13 protein-coding genes and 1 pseudogene are annotated in these 16,270 nt (G+C 74.0%); 8 read left to right on the forward strand and 6 right to left on the reverse strand.

All coding sequences use genetic code 11. The features are described 5' to 3' along the window. Nucleotides 1-34: 34 nt before the first annotated feature. Nucleotides 35-832, forward strand: a complete 798-nt coding sequence (locus tag LNW73_RS29030) for a glutamate racemase (RefSeq protein ID WP_250991919.1) — start codon at nucleotides 35-37, stop codon at nucleotides 830-832. A gap of 88 nt (nucleotides 833-920) precedes the next feature. Beyond that, a pseudogene (locus tag LNW73_RS29035) lies at nucleotides 921-1,483 on the forward strand (hypothetical protein). Nucleotides 1,484-1,656: 173 nt separating this feature from the next. On the opposite strand, the gene LNW73_RS29040 reads toward LNW73_RS29035, so the two are convergent. Continuing rightward, entirely contained in the window at nucleotides 1,657-2,673 is a 1,017-nt protein-coding gene (locus tag LNW73_RS29040) for an O-antigen ligase family protein (RefSeq protein WP_250991920.1), read from the reverse strand. A gap of 221 nt (nucleotides 2,674-2,894) precedes the next feature. Here LNW73_RS29040 and LNW73_RS29045 point away from each other — a divergent pair, with 221 nt between their 5' ends. The 3 genes from LNW73_RS29045 to LNW73_RS29055 all read left to right on the forward strand — a co-directional run bounded on the left by LNW73_RS29045 (nucleotide 2,895) and on the right by LNW73_RS29055 (nucleotide 6,221). After that, complete coding sequence (locus tag LNW73_RS29045; protein ID WP_250974762.1) at nucleotides 2,895-3,392, forward strand: NUDIX hydrolase; 498 nt, start codon at nucleotides 2,895-2,897, stop codon at nucleotides 3,390-3,392. A gap of 91 nt (nucleotides 3,393-3,483) precedes the next feature. Continuing rightward, entirely contained in the window at nucleotides 3,484-4,266 is a 783-nt protein-coding gene (locus tag LNW73_RS29050) for a 3-hydroxybutyrate dehydrogenase (RefSeq protein WP_250991921.1), read from the forward strand. A 44-nt stretch (nucleotides 4,267-4,310) separates the two neighbouring features. Beyond that, complete coding sequence (locus tag LNW73_RS29055; protein ID WP_250991922.1) at nucleotides 4,311-6,221, forward strand: helix-turn-helix domain-containing protein; 1,911 nt, start codon at nucleotides 4,311-4,313, stop codon at nucleotides 6,219-6,221. Nucleotides 6,222-6,282: 61 nt separating this feature from the next. On the opposite strand, the gene LNW73_RS29060 is transcribed toward LNW73_RS29055, so the two are convergent. Beyond that, nucleotides 6,283-7,668, reverse strand: coding sequence for an MFS transporter (locus LNW73_RS29060; RefSeq protein WP_250991923.1), 1,386 nt, complete (start codon nucleotides 7,666-7,668; stop codon nucleotides 6,283-6,285). Nucleotides 7,669-7,818: 150 nt separating this feature from the next. On the opposite strand from LNW73_RS29060, the gene LNW73_RS29065 reads away from it, so the two are divergent. Then, nucleotides 7,819-8,256: a cupin domain-containing protein gene (locus tag LNW73_RS29065; RefSeq protein ID WP_250991924.1), complete on the forward strand. Its 438-nt coding sequence runs from the start codon at nucleotides 7,819-7,821 to the stop codon at nucleotides 8,254-8,256. Nucleotides 8,257-8,314: 58 nt separating this feature from the next. On the opposite strand, the gene LNW73_RS29070 is transcribed toward LNW73_RS29065, so the two are convergent. Beyond that, nucleotides 8,315-8,773, reverse strand: coding sequence for a MarR family winged helix-turn-helix transcriptional regulator (locus tag LNW73_RS29070; protein WP_138354026.1), 459 nt, complete (start codon nucleotides 8,771-8,773; stop codon nucleotides 8,315-8,317). A gap of 154 nt (nucleotides 8,774-8,927) precedes the next feature. Between LNW73_RS29070 and LNW73_RS29075 the strand changes: the two genes are divergently transcribed. After that, a complete protein-coding gene (locus LNW73_RS29075) occupies nucleotides 8,928-10,163 on the forward strand; it encodes an MFS transporter (protein ID WP_250991925.1) in 1,236 nt (411 codons plus the stop codon). 60 nt (nucleotides 10,164-10,223) lie between these two features. After that, the gene (locus tag LNW73_RS29080) at nucleotides 10,224-10,661 is read left to right on the forward strand and encodes a GlcG/HbpS family heme-binding protein (RefSeq protein WP_250991926.1); all 438 of its coding nucleotides are present in this window, start codon (nucleotides 10,224-10,226) and stop codon (nucleotides 10,659-10,661) included. An 89-nt stretch (nucleotides 10,662-10,750) separates the two neighbouring features. On the opposite strand, the gene LNW73_RS29085 is transcribed toward LNW73_RS29080, so the two are convergent. The 3 genes from LNW73_RS29085 to LNW73_RS29095 form a co-directional block, all read right to left on the reverse strand. After that, nucleotides 10,751-11,140 (reverse strand): hypothetical protein, encoded by a 390-nt coding sequence (locus tag LNW73_RS29085; RefSeq protein ID WP_250991927.1) that lies wholly within the window; start codon nucleotides 11,138-11,140, stop codon nucleotides 10,751-10,753. 109 nt (nucleotides 11,141-11,249) lie between these two features. After that, the gene (locus LNW73_RS29090) at nucleotides 11,250-12,113 is read right to left on the reverse strand and encodes a C40 family peptidase (protein WP_250991928.1); all 864 of its coding nucleotides are present in this window, start codon (nucleotides 12,111-12,113) and stop codon (nucleotides 11,250-11,252) included. Between the two features lie 228 nt (nucleotides 12,114-12,341). Then, the gene (locus LNW73_RS29095; protein ID WP_250991929.1) at nucleotides 12,342-16,148 is read right to left on the reverse strand and encodes an nSTAND1 domain-containing NTPase; all 3,807 of its coding nucleotides are present in this window, start codon (nucleotides 16,146-16,148) and stop codon (nucleotides 12,342-12,344) included. Between the last annotated feature and the right edge of the window lie 122 nt (nucleotides 16,149-16,270).

Genomic DNA, 16,270 nt, shown 5'->3' on the forward strand with positions numbered 1-16,270 from the left:
AGGGCCGCGGGCGGTCGTCGCATAAGGTGACCGGGTGAAGATCGCGCTGCTGGACTCCGGAATCGGCCTCCTGGCGGCGGCCGCCGCGCTGCACCGGCTGCGGCCGGACGCCGACCTCGTACTGTCCTCGGATCCCGACGGGATGCCGTGGGGACCGCGCACCGCCGAGGACGTCACGGAACACGCGCTGGCCTGCGCGCGGGCGGCCGCGGAAACCCGCCCCGACGCGCTGATCGTCGCGTGCAACACCGCCTCCGTGCACGCGCTGGCCGCGCTGCGGGCGGAGCTGGAGCCGGCCGTGCCGGTGATCGGGACGGTGCCCGCGATCAAGCCCGCCGCCGCGGGTGGCGGGGCGGTGGCCATCTGGGCCACACCCGCGACGACCGGCAGCGCCTACCAGCGCCGGCTGATCGAGGAGTTCGGCAACGGGGCGGCGGTGACGGAAGTGCCGTGCCCCGGGCTGGCGGACGCCGTCCAGCACGCCGACGACGCGGCGATCGACGCGGCCATCGCCGTCGCGGCGGCCCGTACGCCGCACGATGTGCGCGCCGTGGTCGTGGGCTGTACGCACTACGAGCTGGTGACGGAGCGGATCCGCGCCGCGGTCCAGCGGGCCGGCGGTCCCGCCGTCACCCTGCTCGGGTCGGCGGAGGCGGTCGCCGCCCAGGCCCTGCGCAGGCTCGGCGCGCTTCCCGACCCGGCGGCGGAGCCGTCCGGCAGTCTGACGGTGATCCTCAGCGGCCGCCGGTCCGAGCTTCCCGCGTCCGCGCTGGCCTACCCGGAAGGCGCGGCGCTCGGCGCGGGCCGCATCCGGCTCAGCCCGTCGGCCTGAACCCCTCCCGTCCGGGTCCGTCCGGCCGGGTTCATCCGCCCGCGTCATGAGGCTGCCGACTCGCCGGTAGCTGAGTAGGCTGCGCAGCATGACGGAAGCTCCTCAGGGAGACGCGCCCGCGCCCCAGATCTGGCCCCAGGTCTGGACAGGACGCGCCCACAACCGTATGCAGTGGCTGCCCGCGGCCGCCGGCGCCGCCTGTATGGCGCTCGGGATCGAGCTGGCCGTGGAGGGCCCGTACACCTCCGGTCTGGCGCCGCTGGTCATGTCGGTGGTGGGCTGTGTGGCCGTCGGGCTGCTGGTCCTCTTCGGCACGGTCGCGTTCACCCATGTGCGGGTGACGGTGGACCGCGAAGGCCTCTACGTGCGCTGCGGCCACATCGGCGTACCGCGCCGCCGCATCCCCCTGGACCAGGTCAGCTCCGCCGACCTCGCCCCCTCGTCAGCCCCCGCACCTGGGGCGGCTGGGGCTACCGCTGGCGGCCCGAAATGGGCACCGCGGTCGTCGTACGCCGCGGGCCCGGGGTGGTGCTGGTGCTGGGCAGCGGGCATGTCTTCACCGTGACGGTGGACGACGCCGAGGGTGCCGTGGCAGCGATCCGGCAGTGGGTGGGTCTGGGCCCGCGCAACGGCCTGCCGCCGGCTTCCTGACACGGGTCGGGGGCCGGGCCCTCCGGGGGAGGGGTCCGAAATCGGATATTTACGATCCCCCAACCTTCGGCCGGGGGTGCCCCCAGCGGCTCACAAATACACGGCAGCATTTCGGACCCCTCCCCCTCCGACCCCGTCCCCCTCACGTTCGTCCCTGATCTGGCCGGCCCCGGCTAGTCCGGCAGCGGACGCGCCGCCGCCAGGCCCGCCAGGATGCCGGCCGCGGCGGTCACCACGGCGTAGCTGAGCACGTGGTCGACGGTGGCGAGCATGGCGAGCCCCGTCAGGGCCGCTCCGGCGGTCAGGACGACCGGGGTGGAGCGCGGGGAGCGCCACAGCGTGCACAGGACCCAGGCGAACGCCGCTCCGAGAAGGGCGAGGCCGGGGAGGCCCTGCTCCGCGGCCACCTGGAAGACGGCGGACTGGGGAGTGGGCGGTCCTTCGGTGGCTGTCAGGGCGCCGGCGCTCTCCACCCGGAAGCGGTCGGGGCCGACGCCGCGCACCGGATGGTCCTCGGCCATTCCCACCGCGTCGCGCCACAGCTCGACCCGGGGCGCGGTCAGCTGTCCGGCGAGGGAGGCGGACAGGCCGGACGGCAGGGTGTCGGTGGCCACCGCGTACGTGCCGCCGACCGCGATCGCGGTCGCCAGCGCGAACCCCACCAGGGCCAGCAGCCGCCGCCGCATGTGCGAGGCGGCCAGTGAGCACAGCAGCACGCCGACGGACGCGGCGAATCCGGCCGTGGAGCCGAGGGCCAGTGCCAGCGCCCCGGCGCCGGCTCCGAGTGCGCGCAGCACCAGTCGCAGTGGCGGGGACGGCGCGCTCCAGGCGGCGCAGCAGGCGGCGCCGGTGGCCAGGACCAGCAGCGCGGCGTCGGCGTTCGGGTAGCCCAGCGGCGGCGTATCGGCGGCGCCGGAGAGCCGGCCGGGCATCACCAGGGTCGCGACGACGATCGCGAGCGCCATGCCGGCCGGGGCCGCGACGGGCAGCAGGGCGCCCGCGATCCGGCCCGTCGCGTATCCGGCGGTGACCGCGAGCAGCGCCAGCAGCAGGCCTTCGGGGCGGGCCGGCCGGCCCGCCGCGGCGATCAGCGACCAGGTGGCGCAGCCGACGAGCACGGCGACGCCGAGCGCGTCGGTCCTGCTGCCCTGAACGCGTTCCTCCGGGCTGTCCCGGCCGTCCGCACGCATCGCTCCTGACGCCCCGCCGGTCGCCGTTCTCATCCCCCGGTACCCCCTGACGCCACCTGGACGCGACGGGGTGCCGTCGCCGTCCGGTCCCCGCGTAGGCGCTGTCCCGGTCACCGTAACGGCTCAGGTGGTGAGTTGTGGATATGTAGTGCAGGAACGATCCACCACTTGGTGGCCCTGGTGCTGGTGTGACGATCAGGGGCTCTCGTTAGGCTCGGAGGATGCCGATTCCCGAGTTCATCCGCGCCATCCGTGCCAAGGCGGGCAACACGCTGCTGTTCATGCCCGGCGTCGTCATGGTGGTCTTCGACGACCACGGCAGAGTGCTGCTGAACCGCCGCTCGGACACCGGGCACTGGGCGCTGATCGCCGGCATCCCCGAGCCGGGGGAGCAGCCGGCCGCGGCCGCGGTGCGGGAGATCCAGGAGGAGACCGCGGTGGTCGCCGTCGTCGAGCGGATCCTCGGCGTCTTCACCAACCAGGTGATCGAGTACCCCAACGGGCACCTCGCGCAGTACATGGACGTGGTGCTGCTGTGCCGGGCCGTCGGCGGCACGGCGAAGGTCAACGACGACGAGTCGCTCGACGTCGGCTGGTTCGCCCCCGACACGCTGCCGGAACTCGCGCCGCTGCACCGGGAGCGCATCGCGCTCGCCCTCAAGGACGAACCGGCGGCCTGGTTCGTCCCGGCCCCGGACCCCGGGCTCCCCGGCCGCTGAGCACCCATGGCGCGGGGCCACACCCGGGGGCGCCGAAGTGTGGGTGCGGCCGACATCGGTCAGCGGGCGATCGCTGCCTAGCCTGCCCAGCATGACGCTGATCTCGCCTTCCGCCGCGGACCTCGGCGGCCGCACCGCACTCGTCACCGGGGCCGCCGGGGGCATCGGCCGGGCCTGCGCCCTGCGGCTGGCCGCCGCCGGGGCCAAGGTGCGGGCCGTCGACCGGGACGCGGAAGGGCTCGCCGCGCTGCACGAGGAGGCCGCGGGCCGGCCCGGCTCCGTGGAGACCCTGCTGCTGGACCTGACCGACCTCGACGCCGCCGAGCAGGCCGCCGCCGGCACCGACATCCTGGTCAACAACGCCGGGCTGCAACTCGTCCGCCCCATCGAGGACTTCCCGCCCGACGTCTTCTCCACCGTCCTGCGCGTCATGCTGGAAGCGCCGTTCCGGCTGATCCGCGGGGCGCTGCCGCACATGTACGGGCAGGGCTGGGGCCGCATCGTCAACATCTCCTCCGTGCACGGGCTGCGGGCCTCCCCGTACAAGTCCGCGTACGTCTCCGCCAAGCACGGTCTCGAAGGGCTGTCCAAGACCGCCGCCCTGGAAGGCGCGCCGCACGGAGTCACGTCCAACTGCCTGTGCCCCGGCTATGTCCGCACCCCCCTGGTGGAGCGGCAGATCGCCGACCAGGCCGCCGCGCACGGCATCGCGCCCGAGCGCGTCGTGACCGAGATCCTGCTGGCGGACTCGGCCGTCAAACGGCTGGTGGAGCCGGCGGAGGTCGCGGAACTGGCCGCCTACCTCTGCACGGAACAGGCCTCCTTCATCACCGGCGCCTCCCTCACGATGGACGGCGGATGGACCGCCCACTGAACACCGCTGGCGCCGGAGCCGGGCGGGCCGGTATGCCTGGGCCCATGAATGGCGATCACCCGGCAGTCGACGAACCGTCCGAGGCCCCCTACCTGCGGCTCCTCGCGCGGGGCGCGCCGGCCGAGGAGTACGAGCGCCCGGTGCTGCGCGCCCGCGCCGACGGCGCGCCCGTCACCCGGCTCGCGGAGCTCGAACGCGCCAAGCGGCTGGCGCTGCGGGTCCGGGACGAGCTGGAGGGGCGGCGCCGCCGCGAGGCGGAGCTGTCGGCGCTCTTCGCGACCGCGGGCGACCTGGCGGGGCTGCGCGATCTGGACGCGGTACTGCAGGCCATCGTGCAGCGGGCCCGCTCGCTGCTGGGCACGGACGTCGCCTACCTCACCCTCAACGACCCCCGGGCCGGGGACACCTACATGCGGGTCACCGAAGGGTCGGTGTCCGCCCGCTTCCAGAGCCTGCGGCTCGCGATGGGCGCCGGGCTCGGCGGGCTCGTCGCCCAGACCGCCATGCCGTACGTCACCGAGAGCTACTTCGACGACGAGCGGTTCCGGCACACCCACACCATCGACTCCGGGGTCCGTGACGAGGGCCTGGTCGCCATCCTCGGCGTGCCGCTCGCCCTGGGCAGCGGGGTCATCGGCGTGCTCTTCGCCGCGGACCGGCGGATCAGGGTCTTCGAACGCGAACAGATCGCCCTGCTCGCGTCGCTCGCCTCCCTCGCGGCCGTCGCCATCGACACCGCCAACCTGCTGGAGGAGACCCGCTCCGCGCTCGACGGCCTCGGCGCCGCCAACGACACCATCCGCACGCACAGCGCCGTCCTGGAACGGGCCTCCGAGGTCCACGACCGGCTCACCGAGCTGGTGCTGCGCGGCGGCGGGGTCGACGACGTGGCCGCCGCCGTCGCCGAAGTGCTCTCCGGAACGGTCCAGGTCACCGGCACCGGTACCGGCGGTGAGCCGGTGCCCGCCGCGCTCGGGGCCGCCGTCGCCCGCTCCCGGGCCGACGGCCACGCGGTGCGCGAGGGTGACACCTGGACCGCCGCCGTCACCGCGGGCGGCGAACTCCTCGGCGCCCTCGTGCTGCGCGGCCACCCCGGACTCGACCCCGTCGACCAGCGCACCCTGGAACGCGCCGCCATGGTCACCGCACTGCTGCTGCTCGCCCGGCGCACCGCGGGTGAGGCCGAGCAGCGCTTCCGGGGCGAGCTGCTCGACGACCTGCTGGACGCGCCGCACCGCGATCCCCGGCTGCTGCGCGAACGGGCCGGCCGGCTCCGTGCCGACCTCGACGTACCGCATGTCGTGCTCGCCGCCCGGCCCGCCGACGGAGCCACCGCCGACCGCCAGCGGCTGTGGTCCGCCGCCTCGCACGTCGCCGCCACCCGGCACGGCCTGGCCGCCGCCCGGGACGGCGGCACCGTACTGCTGCTGCCCCTGGAGGACGGCGTCGACGCGTCGACGACCGCCCGCCGGCTGGCGGCCCAACTGGGCGCGGCCGTCCACGCCGAGGTCACCGTCGGCGCGTCCACCCGCGTCCCCGCCCCGGCCGCCGACCCCGAGGCGGTCGCCGCCGGGTACGCCGAGGCGCAGCGCTGCGTCGACGCGCTGCGGGTGCTCGGCCGCGGCGGAGAGGGCGCCGCGGCCGATGACTTCGGCTTCCTGGGCCTGCTGCTGGCCGACTCCCGCGATGTCGAGGGCTTCGTCCGGCGGACCATCGGCGCGGTCACCGACTACGACAGCCGGCGCGGCACCGACCTCGTCCGTACCCTCGATGCGTACTTCGCGAGCGGGATGAGCCCGGCCCGCACCAAGGACGCGCTGCACGTCCACGTCAACACCGTCGCCCAGCGCCTGGAGCGCGTCGCCCAGCTGCTCGGCCCCGACTGGCAGCACCCGGAACGCGCCCTCGAACTCCAACTGGCCCTGCGCCTGCACCGGCTGGGCGGCGCGGGCTGAACCGCTGCCGGTCCGCGACCACCCTCCTGGTCGCGGACCGGCCGGTCCATCGTTCCCGCGGTCAGCGCGGCGCGGTCGCGGCGGTGGCCGCGGACACCGGCTCCGCGGCCCGTTCCCGCTCCGGTTCCACCGCGCTGAGGTCCCGGCCGCGGGTCTCCTTGGCGAGCGCCACGGCGACCAGGGTGACGACGGCGGCGAGGACCACGTACAGGGAGATCGGGGTGGACGTCCCGTAGTCCTTCAGCAGCGCGGTCGCGATGAGCGGTGCAGGGGCGCCGGCCGCGACCGACGCGAACTGGGCGCCGATCGAGGCTCCCGAGTACCGCATGCGGGTCGAGAACATCTCCGAGAAGAAGGCCGCCTGAGGCGCGTACATCGCGCCGTGGAAGATCAGCCCGACGGTGATCGCGAGCACCAGCGAACCGAAGCTCTCGCGGTCGATGAGCCGGAAGAACGGGAACGCCCACAGCCCCACCCCGGCCGCGCCCAGCAGGTACACGGGCTTGCGGCCGATCCGGTCCGACAGCGCGCCCCAGGCCGGGATCACCGCGAAGTGCACGGCGGAGCCGATGAGTACGGCGTTGAGCGCGGTCTGTTTGCCGAGCCCCGCGTGGGTGGTCGCGTAGACCAGGACGAACGCGGTGATGACGTAGTAGCTGATGTTCTCCGCCATCCGGGCGCCCATCGCGACCAGCACATCGCGCCAGTGGTCCCGGAACACGGACACCAGCGGCATGCGTTCGACGGGATCCCCGGACGTCCGCGCCGCGGCCTTGGCCAGCGCCGCTTTGAAGACCGGCGACTCGTCGACCGACAGCCGCACCCACAGACCCACCATCACCAGCAGGCCGGAGAGCAGGAACGGTATCCGCCAGCCCCAGGCGAGGAACGCCGAGTCCGACATCAGCGCGGTCAGCGCGGAGAGCACCCCCGTCGCCAGCAACTGCCCGGCGGGCGCCCCGGTCTGCGGCCACGACGCCCAGAACCCGCGGCGCTTCGCGTCCCCGTGCTCCGACACCAGCAGCACGGCCCCGCCCCACTCACCCCCGAGCGCGAAACCCTGCACCAGCCGCAGCACGGTCAGCAGCACCGGCGCGGCGCTGCCGACCGTGGCGTGGGTCGGCAGCAACCCGATGCAGAACGTCGCGCCGCCCATCATCAACAGGCTGATGACCAGCAGCTTCTTACGCCCGAGCCGGTCACCGAAGTGCCCGAACACCAGCGCACCGACCGGCCGGGCGGCGAACCCGATCGCGTACGTCAGGAACGACAGCAACGTACCGACCAGCGGATCCGAGCCCGGGAAGAACAGCTTGTTGAACACCAGGGCGGCGGCGGAGCCGTAGAGGAAGAAGTCGTACCACTCGATGGTGGTGCCGATCAGGCTCGCGGCGACGATGCGCCGGAGCGAGCCGGGGGTGGGTGGCGCGGGGGCCTGGGCAGTCATGGTTTCCACTTCCGGGCGGGGACGGATTATCCGGGTGCTGCCACACCGTAGGAACAGCTGGTCCGTTGACCCATGTGGTGGGACACCACAGTCCCGCCGCCCCCTGTGCGCGCCGGCCCCATGCCGCGTCGAGTGCGAGAGGCTGGGTCCATGACGGATATCTCTGAACTGGTCGCGCTGCTCGGTCTGGAACCCCATGTCGAGGGCGGGTGGTACCGGGAGACCTGGAAGGCCCCTGGTGAGGCGGTGCCCGCCGGGTATCCGGGACCGCGGGCGTTCGCGACCGGCATCTACTTCCTGCTGCACCCGGGCGAGGTCTCGAAGTGGCACCGGGTGCGCTCCGACGAGCTGTGGCTGTGGCACCGCGGCGGCCCGCTGCGGATGCGGCTGGGCGGCGACGGCGAGCGGCCGGACGAGGCCGGGGCCGTCGAGGCGGTGCTCGGGAGCGGGGTCGAGAACGGGGAGCGGCCGCAGTTCCTCGTGCCCGGCGGGTACTGGCAGTCCGCCGAGCCCGCGGGCGACCAGCCGGTCCTGGTGACGTGTGTCGTCGCCCCCGGGTTCGACTTCGCGGACTTCACGATGGAGTGACCGCGGTGCGGTGCGCGCTCCGGGTCGGGCCGCCCGCCCCGGAGCGCTCCCGGGCGGTTCAGGCGGGCGCGCCCAGTGATTCGACGGCGTTGGCCAGGGGGGTCAGCTCGGGGTTCTTCGCGGCCTCGTCGAGGGCCTCGCGCAGGGCGGCGTCGTTCGTCGGGCGGGCCTCGGCGAGCAGTTTCAGACCGGCTTCGCTGACGTTGGTGTAGATGCCGCGGCGGTCGGTCGGGCACAGATAGCGGGAGAGCAGTCCGCGGTCCTCCAGCCGGGAGACCAGCCGGGTGGTCGCGCTCTGGCTGAGGACGACGGAGTCGGCGACCTGGTGCATCCGCAGGTGGCCGCCTTCGCCGTCGTGCTGGCGGCTGAGGACGTCGAGCAGGGAGTACTCGCGGACGCTCAGGTCGTGCCCCGCCTGCAGCGCCCGCTCGATGTGCGCCTCGATCCGGCCGTGCAGCAGCGACAGGGCCCACCAGCCCTGGGCGAGACCGGTGAGTGCGGGGTCGGTGGCGGTCATGGTGGGTCCCTTCTGCGGCGAGGTGCGGGCGTGAGCGCGCATACAGCACAGGATAGAGCACTTCCGCGATAGCCCGCGTTTGCAATGAAACGCGTCTGCAATTATTGTGAGGTCTCGTAAGGCGCACCCGCAACGTTATTGGGAAGTGAACCCCATGCCTCTCGCACTCCTGGCCCTCGCTATCGGAGCCTTCGGGATCGGCACCACCGAGTTCGTGATCATGGGGCTGCTGCCCGAGGTCGCCGCCGACTACGGCGTCTCGATCCCGACCGCCGGATTCCTGGTCACCGGGTACGCGCTCGGTGTGGTGCTCGGCGCCCCGCTGATGACCGTCCTCGGCACCCGGATCTCCCGCAAGCGCATGCTGATGCTGCTGATGGGCCTGTTCATCGCGGGCAACGTGATCTCCGCGGTCGCCCCGGTCTTCGGTGTGATGCTCGCCGGCCGGATCGTCGCGTCCCTCGCGCACGGCGCGTTCTTCGGCATCGGCGCGGTGGTCGCGGCCGGCCTGGTCGCCCCGGCGAAGAAGGCCGGAGCCATCGCGATGATGTTCACTGGCTTGACCGTCGCCAACGTCGTCGGCGTGCCGCTCGGCACCCTCGTGGGCCAGCACTTCGGCTGGCGCACCACCTTCTTCGTCGTCGCAGGCCTCGGCGTCCTGGGCCTGCTCGGCATCGCCAAGCTGCTGCCCGAACAGCCCCGGCCCGAAGGCGTACGGCTGCGCCACGAGGTTGCCGCCTTCCGCAACGTCCAGGTGCTGCTCGCGATGGCGATGACCGTGCTCGGCTTCGGCGGGGTCTTCGCCGCCATCACCTACATCACGCCGATGATGACCGACGTCGCCGGCTTCGCGGACACCTCCGTCACCTGGCTGCTGGTCCTGTTCGGCCTCGGCATGGTCGGCGGCAACCTGATCGGCGGCCGGTACGCCGACCGCCGCCTGATGCCCATGCTGTACGTGACGCTGGGCTCCCTCGCCGTCGTCCTGACGCTGTTCACCTTCACCGCCCACAACAAGATCGCGGCCGCCGTCACCATCCTGCTGATCGGCGCCCTGGGCTTCGCGACCGTCCCACCGCTGCAGAAGCGCGTCCTGGACCAGGCGGCCGGCGCCCCGACCCTCGCCTCCGCCGTGAACATCGGCGCCTTCAACCTCGGCAACGCCCTCGCGGCCTGGCTCGGCGGCATCGTCATCGCCTCGGGGCTCGGCTACACCGCGCCCAACTGGGTCGGCGGCGCGCTCGCCGCCGCGGCGCTGGTGCTCGCGATCGTGTCGGGCTCCCTGGAGCGCCGGACCACCGCCCGCGGCCGGCTCGCCGCCGGTGGCGAGCCCGCCGCTTCCACCCCGTCCGTGGAGCAGGAGCCGGTGTCCGTCCCGGCCCACCTCTGAACCGTCCGGTTTCCCACGGCCGGAATCCACCGCACCACCCCACTGAGGAGAGACACCCCCATGAGCACCGTCACCCCCACCGCCGTCTTCCCGCTGACCGTCCAGGACGCCGAGGCCCTCGTCGAAGCCGCCCGCGCTGCCGCGGAGACCGCCGGAGTACCGGTCAGCGTCAGCGTTCTCGACGCCGGCGGGCACCTGCTGGCCTTCCGGCGCGACGACCGCGCGGTGCTGATCTCCGGCGAGACCAGCACCCGCAAGGCGTTCACCGCCCTGCAGCTGAACGCCCCGACCGCGGACCTGGTCGAGGCCGTCCAGCCCGGCGCCCCGTTCCACACCCTGCCGACCGCCCTCGACCGGCCGCTGCTGTTCATCGCGGGCGGCGTGCCCGTCCACCGCGGCGGGCGCCTGATCGGTGCGATCGGCCTCGGCGGCGGCGCCCCCGAGCAGGACCACGGCATCGCCGTCACGGCGCTGCGCGCCCTCGGCGACGTGGCCTGACGTCTACGGACGGACAGCACGGTGGGCCGACCCGGATCCGGGTCGGCCCACCGTGCTGTCCGCCGACCGGAGGCCGGCGGGTCGTCAGATCAGCACTCGCGCAGGCCAGGAGCGGGGTCCACCGGCGTCTTGACGCTCACGGCCGGCACGTTGCCCCACTGGCCGTTGTCGAGCTGCGTCCAGTACCAGATGTCGTTGCCGCCCGCGTGCCGGTCGCCGTGGCCCCAGCACTGGAACCAGCTGAACGTCGAGTTCAGCTGTCCCCTGACCGCGGAGTTGTACGAACGGTCTGCGTACCCCTTCGCTCCGGCCGCGTTCCCGCAGTGCAGGCGGCCGTCCGCCCAGATGCTGCAGTCGGCGGCGGCCCGGGCGTGCGGGGCGGGTGCCGCGGGCGCGGCCGAGGCGGGGACGGCGGCCGTCAGCCCCGCGGTGAGGGCGGTGGCGGCCAGCGCGAGGACGAACCTGCTGCGTGCGGACATGACTCCTCCAGATGATGGGTGTGGTGGTGCATGGGGTGAGGTGGGACGTGTGTTGGGTCCGGGGCCTCGTTACGCCCTTGCGGCGTTACGCGCTCAGGGCGCTACGCCCTCACGGACAGGTGGGTACGCCGTCGAGCCAGGCGGGACCCTTGATGTAGATGTTGGTGATCCACGCGCGGTAGTCCGGCAGATAGGACCAGGCGTCGTTGGTGAAGCCCTCGGCGGTGACGGACTGCGCGTGCTTCTGGCAGCTGATCTTCACCGAGGTCGGGTCGGCGAACTTGTACACCCGCGCGCTCGTGGTCGACGCGTCGGCGTGCGTCCAGACGTCGGTGCCCCAGGTGCTGAAGCCACCGCCCGGCGCCGCGGCGCCGTCGATCCGGACCGCCCCGGCGTAGTCGCCGCCCACCCGGGCGTCGCTGACCATGACGTGAGTGCCCGACTGCCGGGCCTCGACCATCTTCCCCGCGCCGAGGTAGACGGCGATGTGGTGGATCGCGCCGCCGTTGCCGTAGGCCAGCAGGTCCCCGGGGCGCAGCGGGGCGGTGCCCTGGGCGGCACTGAAACGCGCCGACGCGTGCGTGGTGTTGAACTGGCTCCGGGAGGTGCCGTTGAGGATGTCCTGCCCGGTGGCCTGGGCGTAGGCGAACCGCACCAGCCCCGAGCAGTCGAAGCCACGCCGCTCGGGGTCGTGGTTGCTGGCGGGGTCGCTGGGGTCCACCTGCCCGTAGGTGGCACCGGGCTGCGCACCGTGGCCGCCGCCCCACGAGTACCAGACGCCGATCTGCCCGCAGGCCGCCCGTACCGCCTTCTCCGCCACCGCCGAGGCGCCCGGCGCGAGTACGTCGCAGGTGCCGGCCGCCGCTGCGGCCCGCACCGGGGCCGAGGTGGCCGCTTGGGCGGTCGAGACGGCCGGCCAGCCGCTGAGCGCCAGTACGCACAGGGCGGTGGCCGCCCTGGTGATCGTCTGCATCCTCTGCCGGGTGATCCTGTGCCGGGTGATCCTGTGTCGGGTGTGTCGCATTCCTGGTCCCCGTTCGTCCCGCCGAAAGTCCGGTCGCTGCGGTTCGGTTGCTGCCCTCCGAGCCTGTGCGGCGGGCCGGTCGCTGTCGAGGACCCGCCCGTCTCCTGATCCGACGGGAAACGGGAAACACCTGGGGAAACAGCCCTGATCAGCGCTGATCGGCTCCGGACGGCGCTGTCATGACGGGCAGACGGGTCGGTACGGCACGCCGGGGAGCAACTGCGCCCAGCGCGTCCGGTCCGCCCCTCCTGCCAGCCGGCAGATCTCGGCGCCGCGCTGCCGCACATCGACGTTCCAGAGCCGCACGGTGCCGTCGTTGCTGCTGCTCGCCAGCATCGGCTGCCGGGGGTCGAAGGCGACCCCCCAGACGGCGCCGCTGTGTCCGGTGAGGGTGGCGGTGAGCCGCCGTGCGCCGGTGTCCCACAGCCGTACGGTGCCGTCGCTGCCACTGCCGGCCAGCGTCCGGCCGTCCGGGCTGAAGGCCACCGCGCGCACCGCGCCGCTGTGGCCGGACAGTTCGGCGGTGCGGTCGGCGGCGCCGTGCCCGCTGGGGTCCCAGAGCCGTACGGTCCCGTCGTTGCCTCCGCTGGCCAGGGTCCGGCCGTCCGGGCTGAAGGCCACGCCCCGCACCGAACCGCTGTGCCCTCGGAGCACGGCGCCGGCCCGGCGGCCGGCCACGTCCCACAGCCGCACCGTCAGATCGTCGCTGCCACTGGCCAGCGTCCGCCCGTCCGGGCTGAACGCGACGGTGTTCACGAAGTCCTGATGCCCGGTGAGGTCCGTGATGAGCCGGCGCCGCGCCACGTCCCATAGTTTGACGGTGCGGTCCGCGCTGGCCGAGGCGAGGAGTCGTCCGTCGGGGGAGAAGGCGACGGCGAAGACGGATCCGTCGTGGCCGGTGAGGTCGGCGAGGAGCCGGCGGTGGGCGACGTCCCACAGTTTGACCGTGCGGTCCGCGCCGGCGGAGGCGAGGAGTCGTCCGTCGGGGGAGAAGGCGACGGCGAAGACGGATCCGTCGTGGCCGGTGAGGCCGGCGAGCAGCCGGCGGTGGGCGACGTCCCAGAGCTTGACGGTGCGGTCCGCGCCGGCGGAGGCCAGCAGCCGGCCGTCCGGGGAGAACGCGGACTGCCAGAGCTCGGCGAACGGACGCGTGGTGAGCGCGGACCTGCCCAGGTCCCACAGCACGACGGACTGGTCGAAACCCGCCGTGGCCAGCAGGTTTCCCGGCCCGACGGCGATGGACAGCACGTAGTCGGTGTGTCCGGCGAGGGTGGCCGTCACCCGGTGGGTCGCCGTGTCCCAGAGCTTGGCGGTGCCGTCGCCGCTCGTGCTGATGACCGCGCTGCCGTCCCGGCTGAACGCCACCGCGTTGATGTCGTCGTTGTGGCCGGTGAGGGTGGCGAGCGGCCGCTGCCCGGCCACGTCCCAGAGTCTGACGGTCCGGTCGGCGCTGCCGGAGGCGAGGGTTCTGCCGTCCGGCGCGAAGGCGACGGAGAGGACTTCGTCGCTGTGTCCGGTGAGGGTCGTCAGCGGTTGCCGGCCCGCGACGTCCCAGAGCCGGATGGTGCGGTCGGCGCTGCCGGAGGCGAGGGTTCTGCCGTCCGGCGCGAAGGCGACGGAGAGCACCTGGTCGGTGTGGCCGGTCAGCGTCGTCAGCAGGCGCCGGTCCGCCACGTCCCAGAGCCGGACGGTGCCGTCCGACCCGCCGGAGGCGAGGGTCGCGCCGTCCGGCGCGAAGGCGACCGCCCGGACGCCGCCGCTGTGACCGGTCAGCGTCCCGGCCGCCCGGTGGTCCGCGACGCCCCACAGCCGTACGGTGCCGTCCGAGCTCGCCGAGGCCAGCAGCCGGCCGTCCGGGCTGAACGCGACGGAGCGCACCGGAGCGCCGTGCCCGGTGAGGGCCGCCACCGTCCGGTGGTCCGCGACGCCCCACAGCCGTACGGTGCCGTCCGAGCTCGCCGAGGCCAGGAGCCGGCCGTCCGGGCTGAACGCGACCGCGTTGACCGGTCCCGTGTGGCCCCGGAGCCGGCCGGCGAAGTACTGGGACTGCGTGCTGAGCAGGGCGCCACGCGCCTCGGTGGTCGGCGCGGTGCGGTACGCGGCGGCGGCCAGCAGTATCGACGCCTCCGGCTGCCCGGTCGCCAGCGCGCCGGACCGCACCGCCATCTCCTGCGACTGCGCGACCCGGCGCTCGTCGAAGGCGCGCGACCGCTGCTGGAACGCCAGGCTGCCGGCGAGGACCGCGACGACCAGCAGCGCCGCGAGGGTGACCAGCAGCCGCCGCTGGATCGTGGCCTGCCGCCGCGCGGCGGTCCGGCGGCCCCGCTCCTCCGCCAGACTCGCGTCCAGGAACTCCGCCTCGTGCGGGCCGAGTTCCGCGCGGCCGTCGGTCTGCTCCGCCCAGTCCCGCGCGACGGCCAGCCGGTTGCCGCGGTGCAGCAGCCCGGGGTCGCGCAGCTCCCGCACCCACTCGCCCGCGGCCTGGGCGAGCTGCTGATGGATCAGCAACCCCGCCCGGTCGTTGTCGATCCAGCCGCGCAGCCGGGGCCAGGCGCGCAGCAGCGCCTCATGGGTGATCTCCACGGCGTCCCGGTCGACGGTCAGCAACCGGGCCCGGACGAAGGCGTCGAGCGTCGCCTCGGCGGCCCGCCGGTCCGGCAACTGCTCCAGCAGCGGATCGCGGTCCGCCCTGCGCCGGGACTCCACGTCGCCGTCGCCGACGTGCACCAGCCGGACCAGGATGCGCCGGGCGAGGTCCTGTTCGGCCGGCCGCAACCGGCCGAAGACCTCTTCGGCCGACCGGGCGATCGCCCCGTGGATGCCGCCCGTCGTCTCGTACCCCGTCACGGTCAGCGTCCGGCCGCTGCGCTGCTGCCAGGTGACGAGCAGCGCGTGGGAGAGCAGCGGGAGCGCGCCGGCCGCCGTCCCGCGCGAGGCGCCGCGCACCTCCAGATCGCGCAGCAGCAGTTCGACCAGGCCCGGCTCCAGCGCGAGACCGGCCCGTTCGGCGGGGCGGACGACGGCCTCCCGGAGCTCGGCCGCCGTCATCGGGCCCAGCGCGAACAGCCCGTGGGTGAAGACCGCCGCCAGCTCCTCGTGTTCGAGGCAGCGCCCGCAGAAGTCCGCCCGCATCCCCAGCACCACCACGGCGGGCGGCTCCCCGCCGCCGGTCGCGGCGCGGGAGACGGAGCAGAGCACGGCGACGAAGGCGTGCCGCTCCGCCTCGTCCGCGCAGAGCGTGAACGTCTCCTCGAACTGGTCGACCAGCAGCACCAGCCGCGCGGCGCCGAGGACGGGACGCAGGATCTCCGTCAGCCGGCCGGGCTGCTCGTAGAGCTCCTCCGGGGTCACGTCGAGGCCGCTCCCCAGGGCCTCCGTGACACAACGCAGCAGCTCCTTCAGCGGGTTCGGGGTGGGGGTGCACACCACCACCGGCCAGCCCCGTGAGCCCGCGACGGGCAACGCCCCGCGCTCCAGCGCCGGTACCAGCCCGGCCCGCAGCAGCGAGGACTTCCCCGCGCCGGAGGGGGCGATCACCGCCAGCGGCCCGCCGCCGATCCGGCCGGCGAGCTGTTCGAGCAGCTGGGCGGTGGCCCGGTCCCGGCCGAAGAACCACCGCGCGTCCTGCGGGCGGAAGGCCGCGAGCCCCGGGTAGGGGCACACCGCGTTCCGCGGATCGTCCGGCTCCGGGGTCCTGGCCGGCGGCACCTCGGGCACCAGCCGCGCCAGCGCGCCCCCGGCCAGCAGCTCTTCGTCGCACCGGCGGGCCAGATCGGGGGTGGGGGGCTTGCCACCGTTCTCGATCTTGCTGAGATACCCCTTGCTGTAGTGGATCCGCTGCGCGAGCGCGGTCAGCGACAGCCCGCGCTCACCCCGCAGCCGGCGCAGCTCCGCCCCGAACCCGGCCGCCCCGAACCCGGCGGCCGCTGAAGGCGGACCGGTCTCCTCCGTCCCGCTCGCCGACGTGTCGTCCGGTCCACCCATGCGTACTCCCGCGGAGATCCAGATCACCACGCTACAGGTGGGATCGTGATACTTGGTCACCAATTGGCATGACTGCGGGGAACGGTGGCGGTCAGCTCGGGCGTGGTGCCGGCCCCGGGGGC

The organism is Streptomyces sp. RKAG337 (genome assembly GCF_023701715.1).
Classification (GTDB): Bacteria; Actinomycetota; Actinomycetes; order Streptomycetales; family Streptomycetaceae; genus Actinacidiphila.

Coding starts and splice junctions, on each gene's coding strand:
- LNW73_RS29060 (WP_250991923.1), bottom strand. CDS start 7,668: ATGACTGCCCAGGCCCCCGCGCCACCCACCCCCGGCTCGCTCCGGCGC.
- LNW73_RS29080 (WP_250991926.1), top strand. CDS start 10,224: ATGAGCACCGTCACCCCCACCGCCGTCTTCCCGCTGACCGTCCAGGAC.
- LNW73_RS29075 (WP_250991925.1), top strand. CDS start 8,928: ATGCCTCTCGCACTCCTGGCCCTCGCTATCGGAGCCTTCGGGATCGGC.
- LNW73_RS29045 (WP_250974762.1), top strand. CDS start 2,895: ATGCCGATTCCCGAGTTCATCCGCGCCATCCGTGCCAAGGCGGGCAAC.
- LNW73_RS29040 (WP_250991920.1), bottom strand. CDS start 2,673: ATGCGTGCGGACGGCCGGGACAGCCCGGAGGAACGCGTTCAGGGCAGC.
- LNW73_RS29090 (WP_250991928.1), bottom strand. CDS start 12,113: ATGCAGACGATCACCAGGGCGGCCACCGCCCTGTGCGTACTGGCGCTC.
- LNW73_RS29070 (WP_138354026.1), bottom strand. CDS start 8,773: ATGACCGCCACCGACCCCGCACTCACCGGTCTCGCCCAGGGCTGGTGG.
- LNW73_RS29050 (WP_250991921.1), top strand. CDS start 3,484: ATGACGCTGATCTCGCCTTCCGCCGCGGACCTCGGCGGCCGCACCGCA.
- LNW73_RS29055 (WP_250991922.1), top strand. CDS start 4,311: ATGAATGGCGATCACCCGGCAGTCGACGAACCGTCCGAGGCCCCCTAC.
- LNW73_RS29085 (WP_250991927.1), bottom strand. CDS start 11,140: ATGTCCGCACGCAGCAGGTTCGTCCTCGCGCTGGCCGCCACCGCCCTC.
- LNW73_RS29095 (WP_250991929.1), bottom strand. CDS start 16,148: ATGGGTGGACCGGACGACACGTCGGCGAGCGGGACGGAGGAGACCGGT.
- LNW73_RS29065 (WP_250991924.1), top strand. CDS start 7,819: ATGACGGATATCTCTGAACTGGTCGCGCTGCTCGGTCTGGAACCCCAT.